General features: G+C 72.6%; 18 protein-coding genes. 13 read left to right on the top strand and 5 right to left on the bottom strand.

Translation table 11 applies throughout. The annotated features are described in order from the left end of the window. Window position 1: 1 nt before the first annotated feature. Both IG54_RS0101740 and IG54_RS0101735 read right to left on the bottom strand, forming a co-directional pair. Window positions 2–952 (bottom strand): SDR family oxidoreductase, encoded by a 951-nt coding sequence (locus IG54_RS0101740; RefSeq protein ID WP_078593608.1) that lies wholly within the window; start codon window positions 950–952, stop codon window positions 2–4. A 248-nt stretch (window positions 953–1,200) separates the two neighbouring features. Then, complete coding sequence (locus IG54_RS0101735) at window positions 1,201–2,199, bottom strand: NAD(P)/FAD-dependent oxidoreductase (protein WP_030776297.1); 999 nt, start codon at window positions 2,197–2,199, stop codon at window positions 1,201–1,203. Between the two features lie 123 nt (window positions 2,200–2,322). Between IG54_RS0101735 and IG54_RS0101730 the strand changes: the two genes are divergently transcribed. The 12 genes from IG54_RS0101730 to IG54_RS0101675 all read left to right on the top strand — a co-directional run bounded on the left by IG54_RS0101730 (window position 2,323) and on the right by IG54_RS0101675 (window position 14,511). Further along, entirely contained in the window at window positions 2,323–2,934 is a 612-nt protein-coding gene (locus IG54_RS0101730) for a helix-turn-helix domain-containing protein (protein ID WP_030776295.1), read from the top strand. 74 nt (window positions 2,935–3,008) lie between these two features. After that, window positions 3,009–3,977, top strand: a complete 969-nt coding sequence (locus IG54_RS0101725; RefSeq protein ID WP_030776292.1) for an NADPH:quinone oxidoreductase family protein — start codon at window positions 3,009–3,011, stop codon at window positions 3,975–3,977. Then, a complete protein-coding gene (locus IG54_RS0101720) occupies window positions 3,974–5,161 on the top strand; it encodes an acyl-CoA dehydrogenase family protein (protein ID WP_030776289.1) in 1,188 nt (395 codons plus the stop codon). Before IG54_RS0101725 ends, IG54_RS0101720 begins: the two co-directional genes overlap by 4 nt. Beyond that, window positions 5,158–6,249 (top strand): acyl-CoA dehydrogenase family protein, encoded by a 1,092-nt coding sequence (locus tag IG54_RS0101715; protein WP_030776287.1) that lies wholly within the window; start codon window positions 5,158–5,160, stop codon window positions 6,247–6,249. Before IG54_RS0101720 ends, IG54_RS0101715 begins: the two co-directional genes overlap by 4 nt. A 76-nt stretch (window positions 6,250–6,325) precedes the next feature. Further along, window positions 6,326–7,918, top strand: a complete 1,593-nt coding sequence (locus IG54_RS0101710; RefSeq protein WP_030776286.1) for an ABC transporter substrate-binding protein — start codon at window positions 6,326–6,328, stop codon at window positions 7,916–7,918. A gap of 59 nt (window positions 7,919–7,977) precedes the next feature. Then, complete coding sequence (locus IG54_RS0101705; RefSeq protein ID WP_030776283.1) at window positions 7,978–8,943, top strand: ABC transporter permease; 966 nt, start codon at window positions 7,978–7,980, stop codon at window positions 8,941–8,943. Further along, window positions 8,936–9,811 (top strand): ABC transporter permease, encoded by an 876-nt coding sequence (locus tag IG54_RS0101700; protein WP_030776280.1) that lies wholly within the window; start codon window positions 8,936–8,938, stop codon window positions 9,809–9,811. The genes IG54_RS0101705 and IG54_RS0101700 overlap by 8 nt, the downstream gene beginning before the upstream one ends. A 44-nt stretch (window positions 9,812–9,855) precedes the next feature. Then, a complete protein-coding gene (locus tag IG54_RS0101695) occupies window positions 9,856–10,767 on the top strand; it encodes an ABC transporter ATP-binding protein (RefSeq protein WP_078593633.1) in 912 nt (303 codons plus the stop codon). Then, entirely contained in the window at window positions 10,760–11,416 is a 657-nt protein-coding gene (locus tag IG54_RS0101690; RefSeq protein WP_030776274.1) for an ABC transporter ATP-binding protein, read from the top strand. The genes IG54_RS0101695 and IG54_RS0101690 overlap by 8 nt, the downstream gene beginning before the upstream one ends. A 240-nt stretch (window positions 11,417–11,656) precedes the next feature. Next, a complete protein-coding gene (locus tag IG54_RS0101685; protein WP_030776272.1) occupies window positions 11,657–12,529 on the top strand; it encodes a phosphatidylinositol-specific phospholipase C/glycerophosphodiester phosphodiesterase family protein in 873 nt (290 codons plus the stop codon). A gap of 129 nt (window positions 12,530–12,658) precedes the next feature. Then, window positions 12,659–12,853: a hypothetical protein gene (locus IG54_RS0101680; protein ID WP_030776270.1), complete on the top strand. Its 195-nt coding sequence runs from the start codon at window positions 12,659–12,661 to the stop codon at window positions 12,851–12,853. Between the two features lie 89 nt (window positions 12,854–12,942). Further along, window positions 12,943–14,511, top strand: coding sequence for a hypothetical protein (locus IG54_RS0101675; protein WP_030776267.1), 1,569 nt, complete (start codon window positions 12,943–12,945; stop codon window positions 14,509–14,511). Window positions 14,512–14,529: 18 nt separating this feature from the next. On the opposite strand, the gene IG54_RS0101670 is transcribed toward IG54_RS0101675, so the two are convergent. Together IG54_RS0101670 and IG54_RS0101665 are read right to left on the bottom strand one after the other, a co-directional pair. Beyond that, on the bottom strand, window positions 14,530–15,807 hold the full coding sequence (locus tag IG54_RS0101670) for a phosphodiester glycosidase family protein (RefSeq protein WP_030776265.1): 1,278 nt from the start codon (window positions 15,805–15,807) through the stop codon (window positions 14,530–14,532). A 72-nt stretch (window positions 15,808–15,879) separates the two neighbouring features. Beyond that, window positions 15,880–16,260: a DUF779 domain-containing protein gene (locus IG54_RS0101665; RefSeq protein WP_030776263.1), complete on the bottom strand. Its 381-nt coding sequence runs from the start codon at window positions 16,258–16,260 to the stop codon at window positions 15,880–15,882. 128 nt (window positions 16,261–16,388) lie between these two features. On the opposite strand from IG54_RS0101665, the gene IG54_RS0101660 reads away from it, so the two are divergent. Further along, window positions 16,389–17,075: a L,D-transpeptidase gene (locus IG54_RS0101660; RefSeq protein WP_030776260.1), complete on the top strand. Its 687-nt coding sequence runs from the start codon at window positions 16,389–16,391 to the stop codon at window positions 17,073–17,075. Between the two features lie 55 nt (window positions 17,076–17,130). On the opposite strand, the gene IG54_RS42440 is transcribed toward IG54_RS0101660, so the two are convergent. Continuing rightward, window positions 17,131–19,272 (bottom strand): choice-of-anchor A family protein, encoded by a 2,142-nt coding sequence (locus IG54_RS42440; protein ID WP_199809484.1) that lies wholly within the window; start codon window positions 19,270–19,272, stop codon window positions 17,131–17,133. Window positions 19,273–19,479 lie beyond the last annotated feature (207 nt).

Raw genomic sequence — 19,479 nt, 5'->3', positions numbered from 1 at the left:
GTCAGCCCTCGAACGCCGCTCTGCCCAACTGCTCCCGGACCGTCACCACCGGCGGACTGACGAGGCCTCGCCGTTGCCAGTTGGCGCCGTCGACCACCAGAGTGTGGCCCGTGATGAAGCGGGCGTAGGGAGAGGCCAGGAAGGTGGCGGCCCAGCCCAGTTCGCGGGGCAGGCCGACCCGCAGGGCGGGCTGGCGGGAGGCTTTGTCGTCCGGCGGACGGTGCTGCTCGTGCACGCGGTGACCGCCTGCGGCCTCCGCCCGTTCGAGGTTGCCGCGGATATCCGCCGTCATGTCGTCGTGCGGCATCAGCCCCGGCACCAGGCCGTTGACCTGGATGCCGTACGGGCCCCACTCCACGGCCAGCGTCTCCACCAGGCTCTTCACGCCCGCCTTGGCGGCCGCGCTGTGTGCGAAGCCGGGGCCGCCCGTCCACGCGTACGACGCCCCGACGTCGATGATCGAGCCGGGGGTGCCCGCGGCCAGGTGGCGGCGGCCGAACTCGCGGCTCATGAGGAACGTGCCGGTGAGGGTGATGTCGACGACCGCGCTCCAGGCGCGCGGTGACATGTCCTCGGCGGGCACGGGGAAGTTCGCGGCCGCGTTGTTCACCAGGACGTCGGGCAGGCCGTACGCCTCGCCCGCCGTGTCGAAGACCTCGCGGACGCGCCGGGGGTCCCGGATGTCGCACACGGCGGCCGTCACGCGACCGCCCAGCGCCGCCAGCTCGTCCCGAGCGGCCTTCAGCCGGTCCGCGTTACGGCTCGCGATCACCAGGTCCGCCCCGAGCCGGGCGAACTCCGCGGCGATCGCCTTCCCGAGCCCCGTCCCCCCACCCGTGACCAGCACGACCGTACGGTCGTAGGTCCCCGAGGGCAACGCGCTCGCCCCCAGCGGGGGAGCCCCGAGCAGCCCCGGCAACGCGACGCCGCCTCGTGCGTTCTCGTCAGTCATGCGGGCATCGATATCGCGGACGGGGTGAATGCGCCATGGCGGCAACTTTGGCGGGGCGAGGCCCCGACCGGCCCGGAGGCGGTACCCCGGTTGCCCGCCACCGGCCGTGCCGCGGTGCCAGCCCGTCGCCGGGCGGGAAGGCCCCCCCGCAGGGCTGCGCTGAGCCCCCCGCAGCAGCGCGCCCGCGCCCCGCGGGGAGGCCCCGGCACCCCCGGACGCGCGACGCCACCCCGCGCGTTCCCGCGGTTCTAGAGGCCGCTCCCCCGACCACCCGCCACCACCCGTGCCACCGCCGCCTCCGTCTCGGGGGAGAACGCTCCCGCCCGGCGACGGGCGGTCTCCGTGTCGATGTCGGTCATCACCAGCTCGGCGTTGATCATGAGGCCGGCCCGGTAGCCCGCCGAGGCCGCGTTGATCACCTGCTCCGTGGGGCCCGCCGCGTTGCCGACCGCCCAGACGCCGGGGACCGTGGTGCGGCCCACCTCGTCGACCGCCGGGTACGGGCCGGCCGGGGTGTCCCTGGTCCCGGCGCCGAGCGCGGTGAGCAGACCGTCGCGGGGGACCGGCTTCGCGGCGACGAACAGGACCGAGCGCGGGAAGACCCGGCCGTCGGCGAGCCGTACGCCCGTCAGCCGGTCGTCCGCGACCTCCAGGCCCGCGACCTCGCCCCGCACCACCGAGACCCCGGCGGCCGCGAGGCGCTCCCACTCCGCGTCCGGAAGGTCCCGCACGGTGTGCAGGAAGAGCGTCACGTCCTTGGACCACTGGGTGACGAGCAGCGCCTGGTGGCTGTTGAACGGCTCCGGGGCGAGGACGCCGAACGCCTGGTCCCGCACCTCCCAGGCATGGCAGTACGGGCAGTGCAGCACATCGCGGCCCCAGCGCTCGGCCACCCCCGGCACCGCGGGCGGCTCGTCCACCAGGCCCGTGGCCATGACGACCCGGCGCCCGTGCGCCGCCCCGCCGTCCGCGAGCCGCACATCGAACTCACCGCCGCCGTCCGGCACCACCTCCGCGACCCGGCCCCGGATCACCTCGACCCCGTACCGCTCCAGCTCCCGCCGCCCCTCCGCGAGGAACTCCGCGGGCGGCATGCCGTCGCGCGACAGATAGCCCTGCATGTGCGCGGCGGGCGCGTTGCGGGGTTCGCCGGCGTCGACGACGAGGACCCGCCGCCGCGACCTGCCGAGCACGAGCGCCGCGCTCAGACCCGCCGCGCCGCCTCCGATGACTACTACGTCGTACATCCGCTTCCCCTCGCGTTGCGTGCGTTCCGTTTCGTTTTGTTCCGTCCGAAGACCATCTCCCCTGTGGCGCGGAAGCGACAAGTCTCTTTGCCGGTACCGCAAGAAGTGCGCCATGATGGAGCCATGAGCGAAGAGACGGACGTACCGCAAGAGATGGATCAGGTCCTCACCGAGGTCGGCCCCCGGCTGCGCCGCATCCGCAAGGAGCGCGGCGCCACCCTCGCGGCTCTCTCCGCCGCTACCGGCATCTCGGTCAGCACCCTGTCCCGCCTGGAGTCCGGCAACCGCAAGCCCAGCCTCGAACTGCTGCTCCCCATCGCCCGTGCCCACCAGGTCCCCCTGGACGAACTGGTGGGCGCCCCGCCCGTGGGCGACCCGCGCGTGCGGGCCAAGCCGATCGTCCGGCACGGCCGCACCATGTTGCCGCTCACCCGGCAGCCCGGCGGCCTCCAGGCGTACAAGGTCATCGAGCCCGCCCGCGCCTCGCAGGTGCCCGACCCGCAGACGCACGAGGGATACGAGTGGCTGTACGTCCTCTCGGGAAAGCTGCGACTGGTCCTCGGCGACCACGACGTCGTGCTCGGCCCCGGCGAGGCCGCGGAGTTCGACACCCGGGTCCCGCACTGGTTCGGGGCCACGGGCGAGGGGGGAGCCGAGTTCCTCAGCCTCTTCGGGCCGCAGGGTGAGCGGATGCACGTACGGGCGCGGCCCTCGCGGAAGGAGAAGGGCGACTGACGGTTCCCTCGCGGCAAGCGACCGCTTAGTATGCGGAACGAGCACGGTCTACGACAGCCCCGTGGAGGCCCCGCATGCAGGCATGGCAAGTGCACGAGAACGGCGAGCCGGGCGAGGTGATGCGCCTCGCCGAGGTGGACCGCCCGGAGCCAGGCGACGGGCAGGTGCTGCTGAAGGTCCGCGCCGCGAACATCAACTTCCCGGACGCGCTGCTCTGCCGCGGCCAGTACCAGATCAGGCCCCCGCTGCCCTTCACGCCGGGCGTGGAGATCTGCGGCGAGACCGAGGACGGGCGGCGCGTGATCGCCAACCCGGCACTGCCCCACGGCGGCTTCGCCGAGTACGCCGTCGCGGACGCCGCCGCCCTGCTGCCCGCACCCGACGCACTGGACGACGCCGAGGCCGCCGCGCTGCACATCGGCTACCAGACGGGATGGTTCGGCCTGCACCGCCGCGCGCACCTCCAGGAGGGCGAGACCCTGCTCGTGCACGCGGCCGCGGGCGGCGTCGGCAGCGCCGCCGTACAGCTCGGCAAGGCCGCGGGCGCCAAGGTCATCGGAGTCGTCGGCGGCGCGGACAAGGCGCGGGTCGCGCGCGAACTCGGCTGCGACCTCGTCCTCGACCGGCGCGCGGACGACGTCGTCGCCGCCGTGAAGGAGGCCACCGGCGGCCGCGGCGCCGATGTCGTCTACGACCCCGTGGGCGGTGACGCGTACACCAAGTCCGCCAAGTGCGTGGCCTTCGAGGGCCGGATTGTCGTCGTCGGTTTCGCGAGCGGCACCATCCCCTCGCCCGCGCTCAACCACGCCCTGGTGAAGAACTACACGATCATGGGCCTGCACTGGGGCCTCTACAACACCAAGGACCCGCGCTCGATCGCCCGTTGCCACGAGGAACTGACCGAACTCGCCACGAAGGGCGCCATCAAGCCGCTGATCAGCGAGCGGGTGCCGATGGCCGGCGCCGCGCAGGCCGTGCAGCGCGTCGCCGACGGCGCCACCACCGGCCGCGTGGCCGTCCTCCCCCAGGGCGGTGCCGCATGACCGACGCCACCGAACTGCGCCTGCGCACACGGGAGTTCCTCGCCGCGCACCCGCCCGCGAGCACCGACCGCGGCGACTTCCTCAAGGCCCGCTTCGATGCCGGACTCGCCTGGGTGCACTACCCCGAGGGCCTCGGCGGCCTCGGCGCGCCCCGCTCCCTGCAAGCCGTCGTGGACGCCGAGTTGGAGGCCGCGGGCGCGCCCGACAACGACCCGCGCCGGATCGGGATCGGCCTCGGCATGGCCGCGCCGACCGTCCTCGGCTTCGGCACCGAGGAACAGAAGCGCCGCTTCCTGCGGCCGCTGTGGACCGGCGAGGAGGTGTGGTGCCAGCTCTTCAGCGAGCCGGGCGCCGGATCCGACCTCGCCGCGCTCGGCACGCGCGCCGTCCGCGACGAGGCGAGCGGCGACTGGATCGTCAACGGCCAGAAGGTGTGGACCTCCAGCGCCCACAGCGCCCGCTGGGCCATCCTCATCGCCCGCACCGACCCGGAGCAGCCCAAGCACCGCGGCATCACGTACTTCGTGTGCGACATGACCGACCCGGGCGTCGACGTGCGGCCGCTGCGCCAGATCACCGGCGAGGCGGAGTTCAACGAGGTGTTCCTGACCGACGTACGCATCCCCGACGCGCACCGCCTCGGCGCGGTCGGCGAGGGCTGGAAGGTCGCCCAGACCACGCTCATGAACGAGCGCGTCTCCATCGGCGGCATGCGCATCCCGCGCGAGGGCGGCATGATCGGCCCCGTCGCCAAGGTCTGGCGCGAGCGCCCCGAGCTGCGCACCCACGACCTCCACCAGCGGCTGATGAAGCTGTGGGTCGACGCCGAGGTGGCCCGGCTCACCGGCGAGCGGCTGCGTCAGCAGCTCGTCGCGGGCCAGCCGGGACCCGAGGGCTCCGGCATGAAGCTCGGCTTCGCCCGCCTCAACCAGGAGATCAGCGGCCTGGAGGTGGAACTCCTCGGCGAGGAGGGGTTGCTGTACGACGACTGGACGATGCGCAGGCCCGAACTGGTCGACTTCACGGGCCGCGAGGCGGGCTACCGCTATCTGCGGTCCAAGGGCAACAGCATCGAGGGCGGGACCAGCGAGGTCCTGCTGAACATCGTCGCCGAGCGCGTCCTTGGCCTGCCCTCCGAGCCGCGCACCGACAAGGACGTCGCCTGGAAGGACCTCGCGCGATGACTGACCTGCTCTACTCCGAAGAGGAAGAGGCACTGCGCTCCGCGGTGCGCGACCTGCTCACCGACCACTGCGACGCCGCGTCCGTCCTCGCCCGCGCCGAGAGCAGTACCCCGCACGACCGGGAACTGTGGAAGGCGCTCACCGAGGGCATGGGCCTCGCGGGCCTCCTCGTGCCCGAGGAACTGGGCGGCCAGGGAGCCACCCATCGCGAGGCGGCCGTGGTCCTGGAGGAGCTGGGCCGGGCGGTGGCGCCCGTGCCGTATCTGACCAGCGCGGTGGTGGCGACCGAGACGCTGCTCGCCTGCGAGGGCGAGGCGGCGCGGGAACTGCTCGGCGCGCTCGCCTCCGGCCGCAGGATCGGCGTGCTCGCCATGCCACTGTCGAGTGCCCGCGGGGACAGCCGGTTCGCCGTACGGGAAGAGGGCGGCGCCCTGCACGGCCGGGTGACAGGGGTCGCGGACGCCACCGCCGCCGACCTGCTTCTGGTGCCCACCGGCAGCGGGCTCCACGCGGTGGACGCCGCCGACAGCGGCGTGGACATCGCCCCGCAGACCTCGCTCGACCTGACACGCCCCCTCGCGGCCGTCACCTTCGACGGGGCACGCGCGCGGGCCCTCGCCCCGGACGCGGGCTTCGCGGTCGGGCAAGGGCTCAGGGCCGGGGCCGCGCTGCTCGCCTCCGAGCAGCTGGGCGTCGCCGAGTGGTGCCTGACCGAGACGGTTCGGTATGTGAAGGAGCGGCACCAGTTCAACCGGCCCGTCGGCTCCTTCCAGGCGCTCAAGCACCGCCTCGCCCAGCTCTGGCTGGAGGTCGTGAACACCCGTGCCGCCGCCCGCCATGCCGCCGACGCGCTGGCCACCGGCAGCGACGAGCCCCACCTGGCATCGGCGGTGGCGCAGGCCTACGCGGCGCCGGTGGCCGTGCGCGCCGCCGAAGAGGCGCTTCAGCTGCACGGCGGCATCGGCATGACCTGGGAGCACCCCGTGCACCTCTACCTCAAGCGCGCCAAGGCCGACTCCATCGCCTACGGCACGGCCGGCCACCACCGCGCGGCAGTGGCCGATCTTGTCGCGCTTCCGGCGCCCTGACCTGGGGCCCTTACTGCGTAAGGCATAATTGCGACCCGTTCGCAACAACGCTTGATCTTCAGTAGGGGTGTGGAGCATGAGGGCCCGATCGATACGGGGCACGGGCGGCGCGGCGGCGGCCATCGCGATAGCGGTGGCGGCCTCCGCCTGCTCGGCGCCGGGCGACGGCAGCGCCGGGGGCGCCAAGGACTCGGCGGTGGTCGGCATCGCGTACGAGCCCGACACCCTCAGCCCGCTCCTCGGCTACGGCAAGGACGGCAACTCGAAGATCTTCGACGGGCTGCTCACGCACGACGCCGACATGAAGCTGCGGCCCGCGCTCGCCGCCGACCTGCCCAAGGTCGCCGACGACGGCAAGACGTACACGTACAAGCTGCGCGAGGGCGTCAAGTTCAGCGACGGCAAGCCCTTCTCCGCCAAGGACGTCGTCTTCACCTACGAGACGATCCTCGACAAGAAGACGAACAACGCCTCCAAGACCGAGCTGGACGCCGTCAAGAGCGTCGAGGCCAAGGGCGACGACACGGTCGTCTTCCACCTGAAGTACCCCTACGCGCCGTTCGCCGAGCGGACCGTCCTGCCCATCGCGCCCGAGCACATCGCGGGCAAGCAGGACGTGAACACCGGCGCCTTCACGACCAAGCCGGTCGGTACGGGCCCCTACGAACTCGTGAAGTGGTCCAAGGGCGAGAAGCTGACCTTCAAGGCCAACCCCGGCTACTGGGGCGGCGCGCCGAAGATCAAGAACTTCACGATGGCGATCATCAAGGACGACGACGTGCGCGCGACCCGGCTCGACGCCGGTGAGCTGGACGGCGCGATCCTGCCGCCGAACCTCGCGAAGAAGTACGAGGAGGACGGCGGGAAGAAGACGTACGCCGCCAAGACCTTCGACTACCGCGTCGTCACGCTGCCCACCGGCAACGAGGTTGCCGGGGACACCGACATCCGCCGCGCCCTCGACATCGGCGTGAACCGCAAGGCCATGGTCGACTCGATCCTCGACGGCGCCGGCAAGGAGGCCTACGGGCCCGTCCCGACCGACAGCCCGTGGTTCACCAAGGGCACCGAGCGCGAGTTCGACGCGGCCAAGGCCAAGAAGATCCTCGACAACGCCGGGTGGAAGCCGGGCAAGGACGGGATCCGCGAGAAGGACGGCGTCCGGGCCACGTTCCCGCTCTGGTACCTCTCCGGCGACAAGCTCCGCCAGGACCACGCCCTCGCCTACGCCTCCGACGCCAAGAAGCTCGGCATCAAGGTCGAGGTGCAGTCCGGCACATGGGAGGTCATCGAGCCCCGCATGCCGAAGGACGCCGTCCTCGCGGGCGGCGGCTCCCCGGCCGACCCCGACTTCGACCAGTACACGCTGCTGAAGTCCTCCCTCGCGGGCGACGGCTTCAACAACATGGCGCACTACGACAACAAGAAGGTCGACCAGGCCCTGGAGGACGCCCGCAAGAGCGGCGACCACGCCAAGCGCCAGAAGGCCTACGACACCATCCAGCGCGAGCTGGTGAAGAACCCCGGCTACACCTTCCTCACCCACATCGACCACCTCTACGTCGTCGACAAGCGCTTCGGCGACCTGAGCACGCAGGTCGAGCCGCACGACCACGGCCTCGCGTCCGGCCCCTGGTGGAACGTCGAGGACTGGCAGCCCGCCAAGTGACCTCCGCGATATCCAAGGCCCCGGGGAAGCGGGCCGCGCGCCGGCTTCCCTGGGCGCCGATGGCACGCCTGGTGGGACGGCGGGCCCTGTTCGCCGTACCCGTGCTGCTCGTCGTCACCTTCGGTGTCTTCGCCATCGCCGCAGCCTCGCCCTTCGACCCCGTCAAGGCGTACGCGGGCACGGCCGGACTCACCGCCTCGCAGGACAACCTCGACCAGCTGCGCGCCAACCTCGGCGTCGACCGGCCGCTGGCCGCCCGCTGGTGGGAGTGGCTGACCTCGGCCCTCACCGGGGACCTCGGGGACTCCAGCACGCTCCGCCAGCCCGTCGCCGACGTCATCGGCGAGCGCGTCGGCTGGTCCGTGCTCCTCGCCGCGACCGCGTTCCTCGTCGCGATCCTCCTCGGCACGGCGCTCGGCGTCCTCGCCGCCCGCCGCCCCGGCGGCTGGCTCGACCGGGTGGTGACCTCACTCGCGTACACCCTGGAGGCCGCGCCGCCGTTCTGGCTCGGACTGCTCGCCGTCTGGCTCTTCGCACTGAAGCTGGGCGTGCTGCCCTCGGGCGGCCTGACCGACACGGCCAGTTCCGCCGTGACCGCGGGCCAGGTCGCGACCCACCTGGTGCTGCCCGCCGGGGTGCTGGCGGTCTCGCAGCTCCCCTGGTTCGTCCTCTACGTCCGTCAAGGCGTCGGTGACGCCCTCGGCGACGACCCCGTGCGCGGGGCACGCGCGCGTGGCCTCGCCGAACGGACCGTCCTGCTCGGGCACGCCCTGCGCTCGGGCATGCTCCCGGTGCTCACGCTCATCGGCTCCCGCGTGCCCGAACTGATCACCGGGGCGCTTCTGGTGGAGACCGTCTTCAGCTGGCCCGGCATCGCCGCGGCCACCGTGCAGGCCGCGACCTCCGTCGACTTCCCGCTGCTCGCCGCCCTGACCGCGCTCGCCACGGCAGCGGTGCTGCTCGGCAACCTCGTGGCCGACCTCCTGTACGGCCTCGCCGATCCGAGGGTGGGTTTCGATGGCTGACACGACCGACATCGTCTGGCGCGCCCATGGGGGCGTGCGTCGCTCCACGCGCGCGTGGCGGGTCCGCACCAGCGCGGTGATCGTCGCCGCGGTCGTCCTCGCCGTCCTCGTCGTGCCCCCGCTCGTCAACCTCGACGAGCAGGCCGTCGACCTGGCGGCCAAGCTGCGGCCGCCGTCGCTCGCGCACCCCTTCGGCACCGACGACATCGGCCGCGACCTGCTCCTGCGCTGCGTCTACGGCCTGCGCGTCTCCCTGCTGGTGGGCGTCGTGGCGGCCGTCGTCGCCACCGTCATCGGCACCGCCGTGGGCGCCCTCGCGGCCGCCTCCGGGGGATGGGTCGACCGGGTCGTGATGCGGCTCGTGGACGTCTTCTCGTCCGTGCCGCACCTGCTGCTCGGCATCTTCATCGTCGCGATGTTCCGGCCCGGGGTCTGGCCCGTCGTCGTCTCCGTGGCGCTCACGCACTGGCTCTCCACCGCCCGCATCGTGCGCGCCGAGGTGCTGTCCCTGCGTTCGCGGCCCTACATCGACGCGGCGATCTCCGGCGGCGCCTCACGGCTGCGCGTCGCCGTGCGGCACCTGCTGCCCGGCGTCCTGCCGCAGGCCGGACTCGCCGCCGTCCTGATGGTGCCGCACGCCATCTGGCACGAGTCCGCGCTGTCCTTCCTCGGTCTCGGCCTGCCCACCCACCAGGCCAGCCTCGGCACGCTCGTGCAGAGCGCGCGCGGCTCGCTCCTCGCGGGCGACTGGTGGCCGACGCTCTTCCCCGGCCTGTTCATCATCGTGCCCACGCTGGCGATCGCGGGCCTCGCGGGCGCCTGGCGGGAACGGATCAACCCCCGGCGCCGATCGGAGCTGATGCTGTGACGGTCCCCGTCCTCTCCGTCAAGGGTCTGTCCGTACGCTTCCGCATGCGGGGCGCCACCCACGTCTCCGCCGTCACCGACGCCACCTTCGACCTCGCGGCGGGGGAGTGCCTCGCCCTGGTCGGCGAGAGCGGCTGCGGCAAGTCGGTGCTGGCCTCCGCGCTGCTCGGGCTGCTTCCCGAGAACGCGCAGACGGCCGGGTCGGCGCTGCTCGGCGACACCGATCTGCTCACCGCCGACGAGCGCACCCTCGCCCGCACCGTCCGCGGGCGGCGCGTCGGCCTCGTACCGCAGAGCCCCGCCGCGCACCTGACGCCGGTCCGCACCGTGCGCTCCCAGCTGGAGGAGACCCTGCGCGAGCTGACCGGGGTGCGCAAGCCGCGGCTGCGGGCCGCCGCCGAGGACGCCGCCGAGCGGGCCGCGTTCCCCGCGGGCCACCTCGACCGCTACCCCCACGAACTCTCCGGCGGCCTCGCCCAGCGCGCCGCCACCGCGCTCGCCCTCATCGGCGACGCACCGCTGCTGCTCGCCGACGAGCCCACCACCGGCCTCGACCGCGAACTCGTCGACCGCACCGTCGACGAACTGCGCCGGCACGTCGGGGAGGACCGCGCGCTGCTCCTGATCACCCACGACCTGGCCGCCGCCGAGCGCATCGCCGACCGGGTCGCCGTCATGTACGCGAGCCGTGTCGTCGAGATCGCCGACGCCGCCGACTTCTTCGGCGCGCGCGGGCCCCGGCACCCCTACGCCCGGGGGCTCCTCAACGCCCTGCCCGAGCGGGAGTTCACGCCCGTCCCCGGCATGCCGCCCGAGCTGACCGCGCTCCCCGAGGGGTGTGCGTTCGCCGCGCGCTGCGACCGGGCCGACACGGCGTGCGCCACCGTGCCCGCGCTCACCGGCGGGGCCGCCTGCCACCACCCCCACGTGGACGTGCTGGAGGCACCCCGTGCTTGAACTGCGCGCCATCACCGCCGGATACGACCGGCGCGCCCCCGTCGTCCGGTCCGTGGATCTCACCATCACCCCCGGCGAGTCCGTCGGGCTCCTCGGCCCCAGCGGCTGCGGCAAGTCGACGCTGGCGCGGGTCGCGGCGCTGCTGCACCGGCCCGACGCCGGGCAGGTCGTCATCGACGGCGAGGCCGCGCGGGGCTGGCGGCACCGCGCACCGCGCCGGCAGCGCACCGCCTTCGGCGTGGTCTTCCAGCAGCCGCGGCTGTCCGCCGACCCCCGACTATCGCTGAGGGACCTCGTCGCGGAGCCGTTGCGGGCGGTCGGCCGGTCCTCGGAGGCCGCGGACCTCGTCCCGGAACTGGCTGCCCGTGTCGGCCTCGGCAAGGACCTGCTGGGGCGGCGGCCGCACGAGGTCAGCGACGGCCAGTTGCAGCGGGCGTGCCTGGCGCGCGCGCTGGTGCTGCGTCCGCGCTGGCTCATCTGCGACGAGATGACGGCGATGCTCGACGCGTCGACGACGGCGGCACTCGTCCACGTCGTGGAGGAGTACCGGCGGGAGTCCGGTGCGGGGATGCTGGCCGTGGGCCATGACCGGGTGTTGCTCGAGCGGTGGTGCGATCGCACGGTGCGGTGGGAGGAGTTGGCCGGGTAGGGGCGTTCGCGGGGTGCGGGCCGATTGTGGCTGGTCGCGCAGTTCCCCGCGCCCCTGACGGGGCACGCCCCCGATCGGGGGCGCGATCCGCGCCGCCGTGAACGCCAGGCGTCGAGCACGCCAACTCCCGGACGGAGCAGGTGTCCTGACGAGGGCGCGGCCGCATACTCACTAGGCTCCGCTCATCGTCGTACTCCGCGGCGCACTCCGCGCCCCGCTCATCCGCCCCGGGAGGCAGACATGGCCCTCACCACCCGTCGCAGAGCCCTCACCACCCTCGGCGCCGCCCTCGCGGGCAGCGCCGTGCTCTCCACCCAGGCGCAGGCCGGCGAACGCGGCCGCCACCCGCGCCCGCGCCCCCGCCCCCTGATCCGCGCCCACGCCCACAACGACTACGAGCACCCACGGCCCCTCCTCGACGCCCTCGACCACCGCTTCGGCAGCGTCGAGGCCGACATCTTCCTCGTCGACGGACAGCTCCTGGTCGCCCACGACCCGGCGGACCTCGACCCCTCCCGCACCCTCGAATCCCTCTACCTGGACCCGCTCGCGGCCCGCATACGCGCCCATCACGGCTCCGTCTACCGCGGCTATCACCACCCGCCCTTCCAACTCCTCATCGACATCAAGACGGACGGCGCCTCGACGTACGCCGAACTCCACCGCCACCTGCGGCCCTACCGCCACCTGTTCACGTCGTACGTCCACGGAAAGGTGCGCCGTTCCGCGGTCACCGCCGTCGTCTCCGGCCACCGCGGCGCGCGCGCCCCGATGGAGGCGCAGCAGGTGCGGCACGCCTTCTACGACGGCCGCCTCGCCGACCTCGGCACCGCGGCACCCGCCTCGCTCATCCCGCTGATCAGCGACAACTGGTCGCTCAACTTCAGCTGGCAGGGCACGGGGCCGATCCCCGCGGCCGAGCGCGACAAGCTGCGCGGCATCGTCTCCTCCGCCCACAAGCGCGGGCAGCGCGTCCGGTTCTGGGCGACGCCGGACCTGCCGGGGCCGCAGCGTGACGCGGTCTGGGGCGAGCTGCTCGCCGCCGGGGTCGATCACCTCAACACCGATGACCTCGCGGGGCTCGAAGCCTTCCTCGACGCCCGCCGCGGCTGATCTCCGCGGATCAACCTCCGCGCAAGTAGAACCCGTTCGGAGCACAGGTCAGAGACCCGGACGCCCCCTCCGCTGCGCCACACTGACGGCCGGAAGCCGCGGTCCCGCGTGGCGGAGGAGGTACTTCCCATGGCCGTTTCGATCTCTGTCGTACTGCTGCTCGTGATCCTTGCGGTGGTCTTTCTGCGCAACGGAGCACTCAAGCTCTCGCACGCCATCGTCTGCTTGCTGCTCGGTTTCTACCTGGCGAGCACGAGCATGGCGCCGACCATCCAGGACGGTCTGACGGCCACCGCCGACATCGTCAGCGGAATCCAGCCGTGACCGTGCTCTTCCTTGTTCTTCCTTGCGGGTTCATGAACAACTGACCATGTTTCATGGACACTTCAAGGGGCTCGCTCTAGCTTCGGCGCATGTCCAGCAGAGCGCGCCGCCTCGTCCTCGCCAGTGTCCTGGCCCTGTCCGTGTCCCTCGCCGGCCCCGCGTACGCCGACGACATCCCCAAAGCGCCCGGGCACCGGCTCGTCAAGAGCTACGAGGGCGCGCCCGCCGCCGCCCGCCCGCTGCCCGGCACCCCGCCGCCCCAGCACCCCCACCTCGCCGCGAACGGCCGCAGCGGCATGCACGCCGACGCGGCGGGCAGCGGTACGTACCCCTGGGGCGGCCCGCTCGGGAAGCGGCCGGAGGTCGACAGCGAGAGGATGGCGGCGCTCGGCGGCGAGTGCGCGACCGTCACCTTCGACCGGGACGGCCGGATCATCACCGTCTGCGGCACCTTCACCGGCTTCCAGGTCAAGCTGCTCGACCCGAGGACGCTGGACACGCTCGCCGAGTACAAGCTGCCCCAGCGCCCCTCCACTGTCGAGGCCATCACCCGGCTGGACTTCTCCAAAATCTTCAAGGACACCTCGGGGGGCGCCTATTCCTACCTCGACGACAAGGACCGGCTCGTCCTCGCCGACTCCCGGCAGCACATCGTCCGGCTCGCGCACGAGCGGACCGCCGACGGCGGGTGGCGCTTCGTCGTCGACAAGGAGTGGGACCTGACGGCACACGTCCCGCACGACTGCGTTACCTGGTCAAATCTCTACCCCAGTGGCGAATGTGACCCGGTCACGTCCGTGATGCCGGACTGGGACGGGCGCATCTGGTGGGTGACACGGCAGGGCCGCGTAGGGACCGTCGACCCCGCCTCCGGTGACATCAGGGCCGTGCGCCTCGACGGCGAGGAGATCCAGAACTCCTTCTCGGTCGCCGAGGACGGCGTCTCCATCGTCTCCGACCACGCCCTCTACAGCTTCCGTGCCGCCCCCGACGGAACCCCGAAGATCCTCTGGCGCGAGACGTACGACCGCGGCACCGGCACCAAACCCGGCTCGGTGAACCAGGGTTCCGGCACCACCCCCGACCTCTTCGGCGCCCGCGACAAGTACGTGGCGATCACCGACAACGCCGACGACCGGATGAACGTCCTCGTCTACCGGCGCGGCGCCGACGTACCGGCCGGCGAGCGGCTCGTCTGCAAGGTCCCCGTCTTCGGCTCCGGCGCCTCCACCACCGACAACTCGCTGATCACCTGGGGAGACAGCCTCGTCGTCGAGAACAACTACGGCTACGAGAACATCACCTCGCTCACCCTCGGCCGCAGCGTCGTCGGCGGTGTCAGCCGGATCGACGTGCGCGAGGACGGCAGCGGCTGCGACACCGTCTGGAAGAGCGACGTGCGCGCCCCCTCCACCGTGCCCAAACTCTCCACCGGCAACGGCCTGCTGTACTTCTACACCAAGGAGCCCAACCGCCTCGGCGTCGACGCGTGGTACCTCACCGCCGTCGACTTCCGCACCGGCGACACCCGATGGAAGCGGCTCGCCGGTACGGGCGTCGCGTACGACAACAACTGGGCGCCCGTGACCCTGGGCCCCGACGGCACGGCCTACGTGGGCGTCTTCAACGGCCTGGTGGCGGTGCGGGACACGGAGTGAGCCCGCGGGGCGCTGCCGTCACTTCCCGGAGAAGACACCGATGCCGTTGGGGACCGGACGCTCCACCCCGCCACTCGGGTTGTTGCGCACGGTCACGGCATCGGCCCCCGGGTCCCGCGCGACCAGGGTGGACGTGGCGGACACCAGGGTGGACGAGCCGCCGCCGTCCAGGCTGAAGCCGTCGCTCGCGCCCAGCTCCCGCAAGGTCCGCGCCACCTCGGCGATCGTCAGGCCCGTCCGGAACTCCGGCGAGCCGTCGAGTGAGAGCAGCACCAGGCGCCGGCCGCCGTCGGAGATCCCGGCCGCGGTGCGCACCGCCGACGCGGTCGTGTCCAGGCCGGGCAGCGGCGCGCCGCCCCGCAGCACGGGGTAGCCGCCGATCGCGAAGCGGAAGGGAACACGCGAATCGGCGGCCACGAGGCGGTGCCTGACCCCCACCCGGTCGCCCTCCGACAGCTTGCGAAGCTCCTGCGCGCCCGCCTCGCGACCGACCAGGACCGTGCTGCCGGGGTCGATCGGGCCGGTACCCGGCGTGTCGGCCGACGCCACGACACGCCCGTGGCGGACCGTCACCTCGTGTGTGTCCGTGCTACAGGGCGCGCCGCGGCTCGTGTCCGTGCCGCACGTCGCCCGCACCCGCGAGACGGCACCCCAGTCGCTGGTGAACGCGCCGACGGAACCCACCGGCAGCGCGTACTGGTTGAGCCCGCCCAACGGGAGGCGGGAGCCCCGGGTGCGCACCTCCCCGTCCAGCGCGAGGTCGCCGAGACGCGCCCTGCGGTCGGTCCCCACTCCCAGCACGGCCCGGGTGGTGACGCCCGGCGGCATGGCGGGACCGAAGCGCTGCCCGTCCGGGACGGCGGCCTTCAGCGCGCGGCCGTCCGCGATCATCGGGCCGACCGGCGCGCCGGTCGCCTCGACGCCGGGATGCTGGGTCTCGGTGATGTTGAAGAAGTCGCCGTTGATCCCGCCGACCGCGCCGGCCCCGTCCGCGAGCGCGGAGACGGGCGAGCGCGCCGCGACCTTGCCCGGGTAGAGCAGACCGACACGGGTACGCGGATCGCGCAGGTCGACATCGAGCACATGGGCGCGTGCGGTGCCGCGCGAGGCCGGGATGTCGAAGGAGCGGTACTCGACACCCGGCGCGATCCTCGTGGCCGCCGGCTGCCGCTCCTTCGCCGCAGCGCCGCTGGCCGGTGCCGCTCCCGTGAGAGCCGCACCGGCCAGCGCGCCGAGCGTGGAGACGAGGGCGAGCGCCGCTCTGAACCGTCCGCCGTGCTGTGTCTGCCGTGTCACAGATTCCCCCCTGGGGTCGGCCGGGCCACCCAACTGTCCCAGCGGTCAGCGGAGTTCACCAGAGGTTGGCGGCTATGCCCCCACCATCCGGGAACGGATCAGAAAACGTACGCCCTCCGGCGCCTCCAGCGAGAAGCCGCTGCCGCGCCCCGGCACGACGTCCACGATCAGCCGGGTGTGACTCCACACGTCGTACTGGCTCCTCGACATCCAGAAGGTTATGGGCTCCGCCACGCCATCCACGGTCAGCGACGCGAGAAGTACGTCGGAGTCACCGGTACGGAACTCGCCCTCGGGGTAGCACATGGGTGCGCTGCCGTCGCAGCAGCCGCCGGACTGATGGAACATCAGCGGCCCGTGCGCCTCCCGCAGCCGTCGCAGCAGGCCCGCGGCGGCGGGGGTCAGCTCCACGCGGGGCGCGTCCTTGCTCTCGGGATTCTCATGACGGTCCATGACATGACTCTCCGCCTCGGCACGTTGCGACAGGGTTGCACGGGTTCACGCGGGTACACATGGACCAATCGTGGGATTGTCGGGTCGTGTCGCCGCTCGTACGGCCGCGCAGCGGTGAAGCTGGGGCGATGCGCTGGGTCACCTCGTCGATCGCCGCCCTGTCCCTGGCCGCCTCCCTCGCGGCCGTTCCGCCCCCGGCCGCGGCAGGAGCCCCGGCTCCCGAACCGCCGTGCGACGCGGGCACCGCCCCCTACCAGCGCGAACTGGAGCGCGAACTGGGGCTGCCGGTCGACGGGCGGCAGTCCCCGGCCGACTGCGCGGCCATCCGGCGCCTGCAAAAGCGCCTCGGCATCAGCCCCGCGGACGGGCGTGCCTCCCTGCGCACCTACCGGTTCGTCGTCGCGGACCGGATCCGGCGCGACCCCGCCGAGCGGCGCGACTGCCCCACCAGGTCGTACCGCGTCACCTGCGTGGACCTGACCCGGCAGATCCTGTGGACACAGACCGGACGCCGCCTGGTCTTCGACCCCGTGCCGGTCCGCAGCGGCCGCGACGGACTGGAGACCCGGCGCGGCTGGCATCGCATCTACTGGAAGAACCGCGACCACTTCTCCACCCTCTACAACGTCCCCATGCCGTTCGCGCAGTTCTTCAACGGCGGCCAGGCCCTGCACGGCACCCGCTCGGACCTCTTCTCCTCAGGCTCGGGCGGCTGCGTGAACCTCGCACTGGGCGACGCCGAGCGGCTGTACGGGCTCCTGAAGACGGACGATCACCTGTTCATCTGGGGGACGAAGCCGGGTACGGGCGGCTGACACCACCCGTACCCGGCTTCTTCACGCCTCGCGTGCTCCTACTTGCCCACCTGACCTACTTGCCCTTCTTGCCTCCGCCGCGCTCGTTGGTGAGCTTCACCGTGACGCCCGTGGCGGCATTGCCCCTGGTCACCTCGTGCGGTCCACTCACCGTCCTGCGGGGCAGCACGTAACCGTCGGGAACGGCGGTCTCCTTGAGGTAGTACGAGCCGAGGTCGAGCCCCTGGAACTCGCACCGGCCCCGGCCGTCCGTCGCACAGCCCCGGTCGACGAGGCTGTCGCGGCGCCCGCCCGTGGTCTGGAGGCCCGGGGTGCCGTTGGTCTCGCGCCACAGCTGGAAGACGGCACCGGCCAGCGGCTTGTTCGTCTTCTTGTCCTTCTTCAGGACCGTGAGCCTGCCCGTGGTGGTGGGCTCGTCCCGCGTGGCGTTGAACGCCTCTACGGAGACCCCGCCCGAAGCGCTCGCCTCGGTCAGGACCAGCGGACCGAAGACCGCCGGGTCGGGAAGGACGTAACCGTCCGGGGCCTTCGTCTCGACCCAGTAGTACGTCCCGAGGGGGACGCTCGTGCGGCACCGGCCCGCGGACCCCGTCGTGCACGGCGCGCCCGTTGCGGTGTCGGGGTCCGTGCCGCGCCGCTGGAGGCCCGGCGTGCCGTTGGTCTCACGCCACAGCTGGAAGACGGCACCGGCCAGCGGCAGGCCCGTCTTCTTGTCCTTCTTCACGACGGTGACGTCGCCCTCGGTGACGTCGTCGTCCTCCTTCTCGTTCGTCGCCGTGACCGACACGCCGTCGGAGGCGTTCGCCGCGGTCAGCACCAGCGGGCCGAAGACGTTCGGCGAGGGCAGCTCGTAGCCGCTCGGGGCCTTGGTCTCGCGCCAGTAGTACGTGCCGAGCGGCACCGTGCGCGCACACGCTCCGGCCGCCTCGGTGACGCAGTCGTCGCCGACCTTCGTGTCCGCGTCGGCGCCGCGGGTCTGCAAGCCGTCGACGCCGTTGGACTCCCGCCACAGCTCGAACTCGGCGCCCGCGAGCCGGTCCCCGTCGTCCTCGTCCTTCTTGACGACCTCGACCTGGCCGGTGGTGACGGGATCGCCGCAGTCGGGCAGGTCCCCGTCGAAGGGGTAGTTGTGGAACTCCTGGCCACCGCCGCCCGACGCCGAACTGGTGTGGGTGAGCGAGCCGGTGGTGAAGAAGCGGCCGTTCATGCCCGGCACGCTGACCGTCGTCATGGAGCGCTGGTTTCCGACCAGGACGCTGCCCTGGAACTGCCCGGTGCCCTTGAACTCGACGGACGTGGCGTCGGGGAAGTTCCACAGCAGACGGCCGCGCAGCTGGTTGAACGGGCTGCTGTCGTCGATGGTGCCGCTGTAGGTGCTGATGGCGCGGGCCGTGCCGAGCACATTGACCAGTACGGTGGCGCCGTCCGGGATACCCGTGAAGCGGATGCCCTCCTGGCCGCCGCTGCCGCTCATCATGTCGAAGTCGACGTTGAAGACCTGGAGCGCGGAGACGCCGTCACCGGCGAACAGCGTCTCGCCGCCCGCGTGCACGACCGTGCCGGTGGGCGTGCGCGTACCGCCCCCGGGGTGGGCGTAGCACTGGCTGGCCGCCGTCAGTTCGTCCCGCAGCGCGGCGTACGGGGCGGCCGCGTCGGGGTCCTTGCGCAGGGTGCCGAGGATCCTGCCGGACGTGTCGCCGGCATGGCGCACGACACCGCCCTCGGCGAGCAGCCGCTCCCCGGTGCCGACCCGCACGTCCCCTCCGGTGGTGAGCCAGTCCGAGCCCACCGGAGGCGCCACGCGGGAGCCGACACCGGCCTCGCCGACGTTGTAGACGGCGCTGAAGCCCGCCGCCTTGTCCTGGTCGAAGTCGCCGAGGACGACGACACGCCCCTCGGCCTCCGCGGCCCGCTCACGGACGAGGAAGTCCTGACCCACGTACATGTTGATGCCGGCGTCGCGCCACCGGATCGCCCCGTTGTGGACGGGCGGGTAGCCATCGGGCGGGCAGTTGCCGGGCACGCACGGGCCGAGCCCGCCGGGCAGGGGTTTCGCGGCGGCGGCCGCGGCGGCCCTGTCCGGCGCGGGGCCCGGCTTGGCGTGCGCGGCGGGCACGGCCGACAGGCCGCTTCCGGCCACGAGGCCGAGGAGACAGAGATACCTCATCCCGGACTGGATGAAGGAGGGGGAGGTCACGTGCACATCAGCTCCTCATGGGGTCAAAGAGACGTGGAGGAGGCTCGCACGGGGGAGGGCCGCTGCCGTTCAACCGATCCGTTCATGCATACGAAGAACACCGCAAAGGACGAGTCTTCGGCTCCGCGGAGCTGGCGGAGCGGTGCGCGCTCCGCCAGGATGACCCCTCGCCGGAGGCGTCCGTGGAGCCTCTGGGGGCGTCCGTGG

Origin of the sequence: Streptomyces sp. NRRL S-920, assembly GCF_000717945.1 — a bacterium.
GTDB classification, from domain to species: domain Bacteria; phylum Actinomycetota; class Actinomycetes; order Streptomycetales; family Streptomycetaceae; genus Streptomyces; species Streptomyces alboniger.
The sequence above is the reverse complement of the archived record's forward strand: the minus strand, read 5'-3'. Positions and strand labels throughout refer to the sequence as shown.

Bases quoted from the DNA above. Each gene is read 5' to 3' on its own strand.
- IG54_RS0101700 (WP_030776280.1), top strand. From the start codon at position 8,936: ATGGCTGACACGACCGACATCGTCTGGCGCGCCCATGGGGGCGTGCGT.
- IG54_RS0101735 (WP_030776297.1), bottom strand. From the start codon at position 2,199: ATGTACGACGTAGTAGTCATCGGAGGCGGCGCGGCGGGTCTGAGCGCG.
- IG54_RS0101665 (WP_030776263.1), bottom strand. From the start codon at position 16,260: ATGGACCGTCATGAGAATCCCGAGAGCAAGGACGCGCCCCGCGTGGAG.
- IG54_RS0101725 (WP_030776292.1), top strand. From the start codon at position 3,009: ATGCAGGCATGGCAAGTGCACGAGAACGGCGAGCCGGGCGAGGTGATG.
- IG54_RS0101675 (WP_030776267.1), top strand. From the start codon at position 12,943: ATGTCCAGCAGAGCGCGCCGCCTCGTCCTCGCCAGTGTCCTGGCCCTG.
- IG54_RS0101715 (WP_030776287.1), top strand. From the start codon at position 5,158: ATGACTGACCTGCTCTACTCCGAAGAGGAAGAGGCACTGCGCTCCGCG.
- IG54_RS0101680 (WP_030776270.1), top strand. From the start codon at position 12,659: ATGGCCGTTTCGATCTCTGTCGTACTGCTGCTCGTGATCCTTGCGGTG.
- IG54_RS0101730 (WP_030776295.1), top strand. From the start codon at position 2,323: ATGAGCGAAGAGACGGACGTACCGCAAGAGATGGATCAGGTCCTCACC.
- IG54_RS0101695 (WP_078593633.1), top strand. From the start codon at position 9,856: ATGCGGGGCGCCACCCACGTCTCCGCCGTCACCGACGCCACCTTCGAC.
- IG54_RS0101705 (WP_030776283.1), top strand. From the start codon at position 7,978: ATGGCACGCCTGGTGGGACGGCGGGCCCTGTTCGCCGTACCCGTGCTG.
- IG54_RS0101660 (WP_030776260.1), top strand. From the start codon at position 16,389: ATGCGCTGGGTCACCTCGTCGATCGCCGCCCTGTCCCTGGCCGCCTCC.
- IG54_RS0101710 (WP_030776286.1), top strand. From the start codon at position 6,326: ATGAGGGCCCGATCGATACGGGGCACGGGCGGCGCGGCGGCGGCCATC.
- IG54_RS0101685 (WP_030776272.1), top strand. From the start codon at position 11,657: ATGGCCCTCACCACCCGTCGCAGAGCCCTCACCACCCTCGGCGCCGCC.
- IG54_RS0101720 (WP_030776289.1), top strand. From the start codon at position 3,974: ATGACCGACGCCACCGAACTGCGCCTGCGCACACGGGAGTTCCTCGCC.
- IG54_RS0101740 (WP_078593608.1), bottom strand. From the start codon at position 952: ATGACTGACGAGAACGCACGAGGCGGCGTCGCGTTGCCGGGGCTGCTC.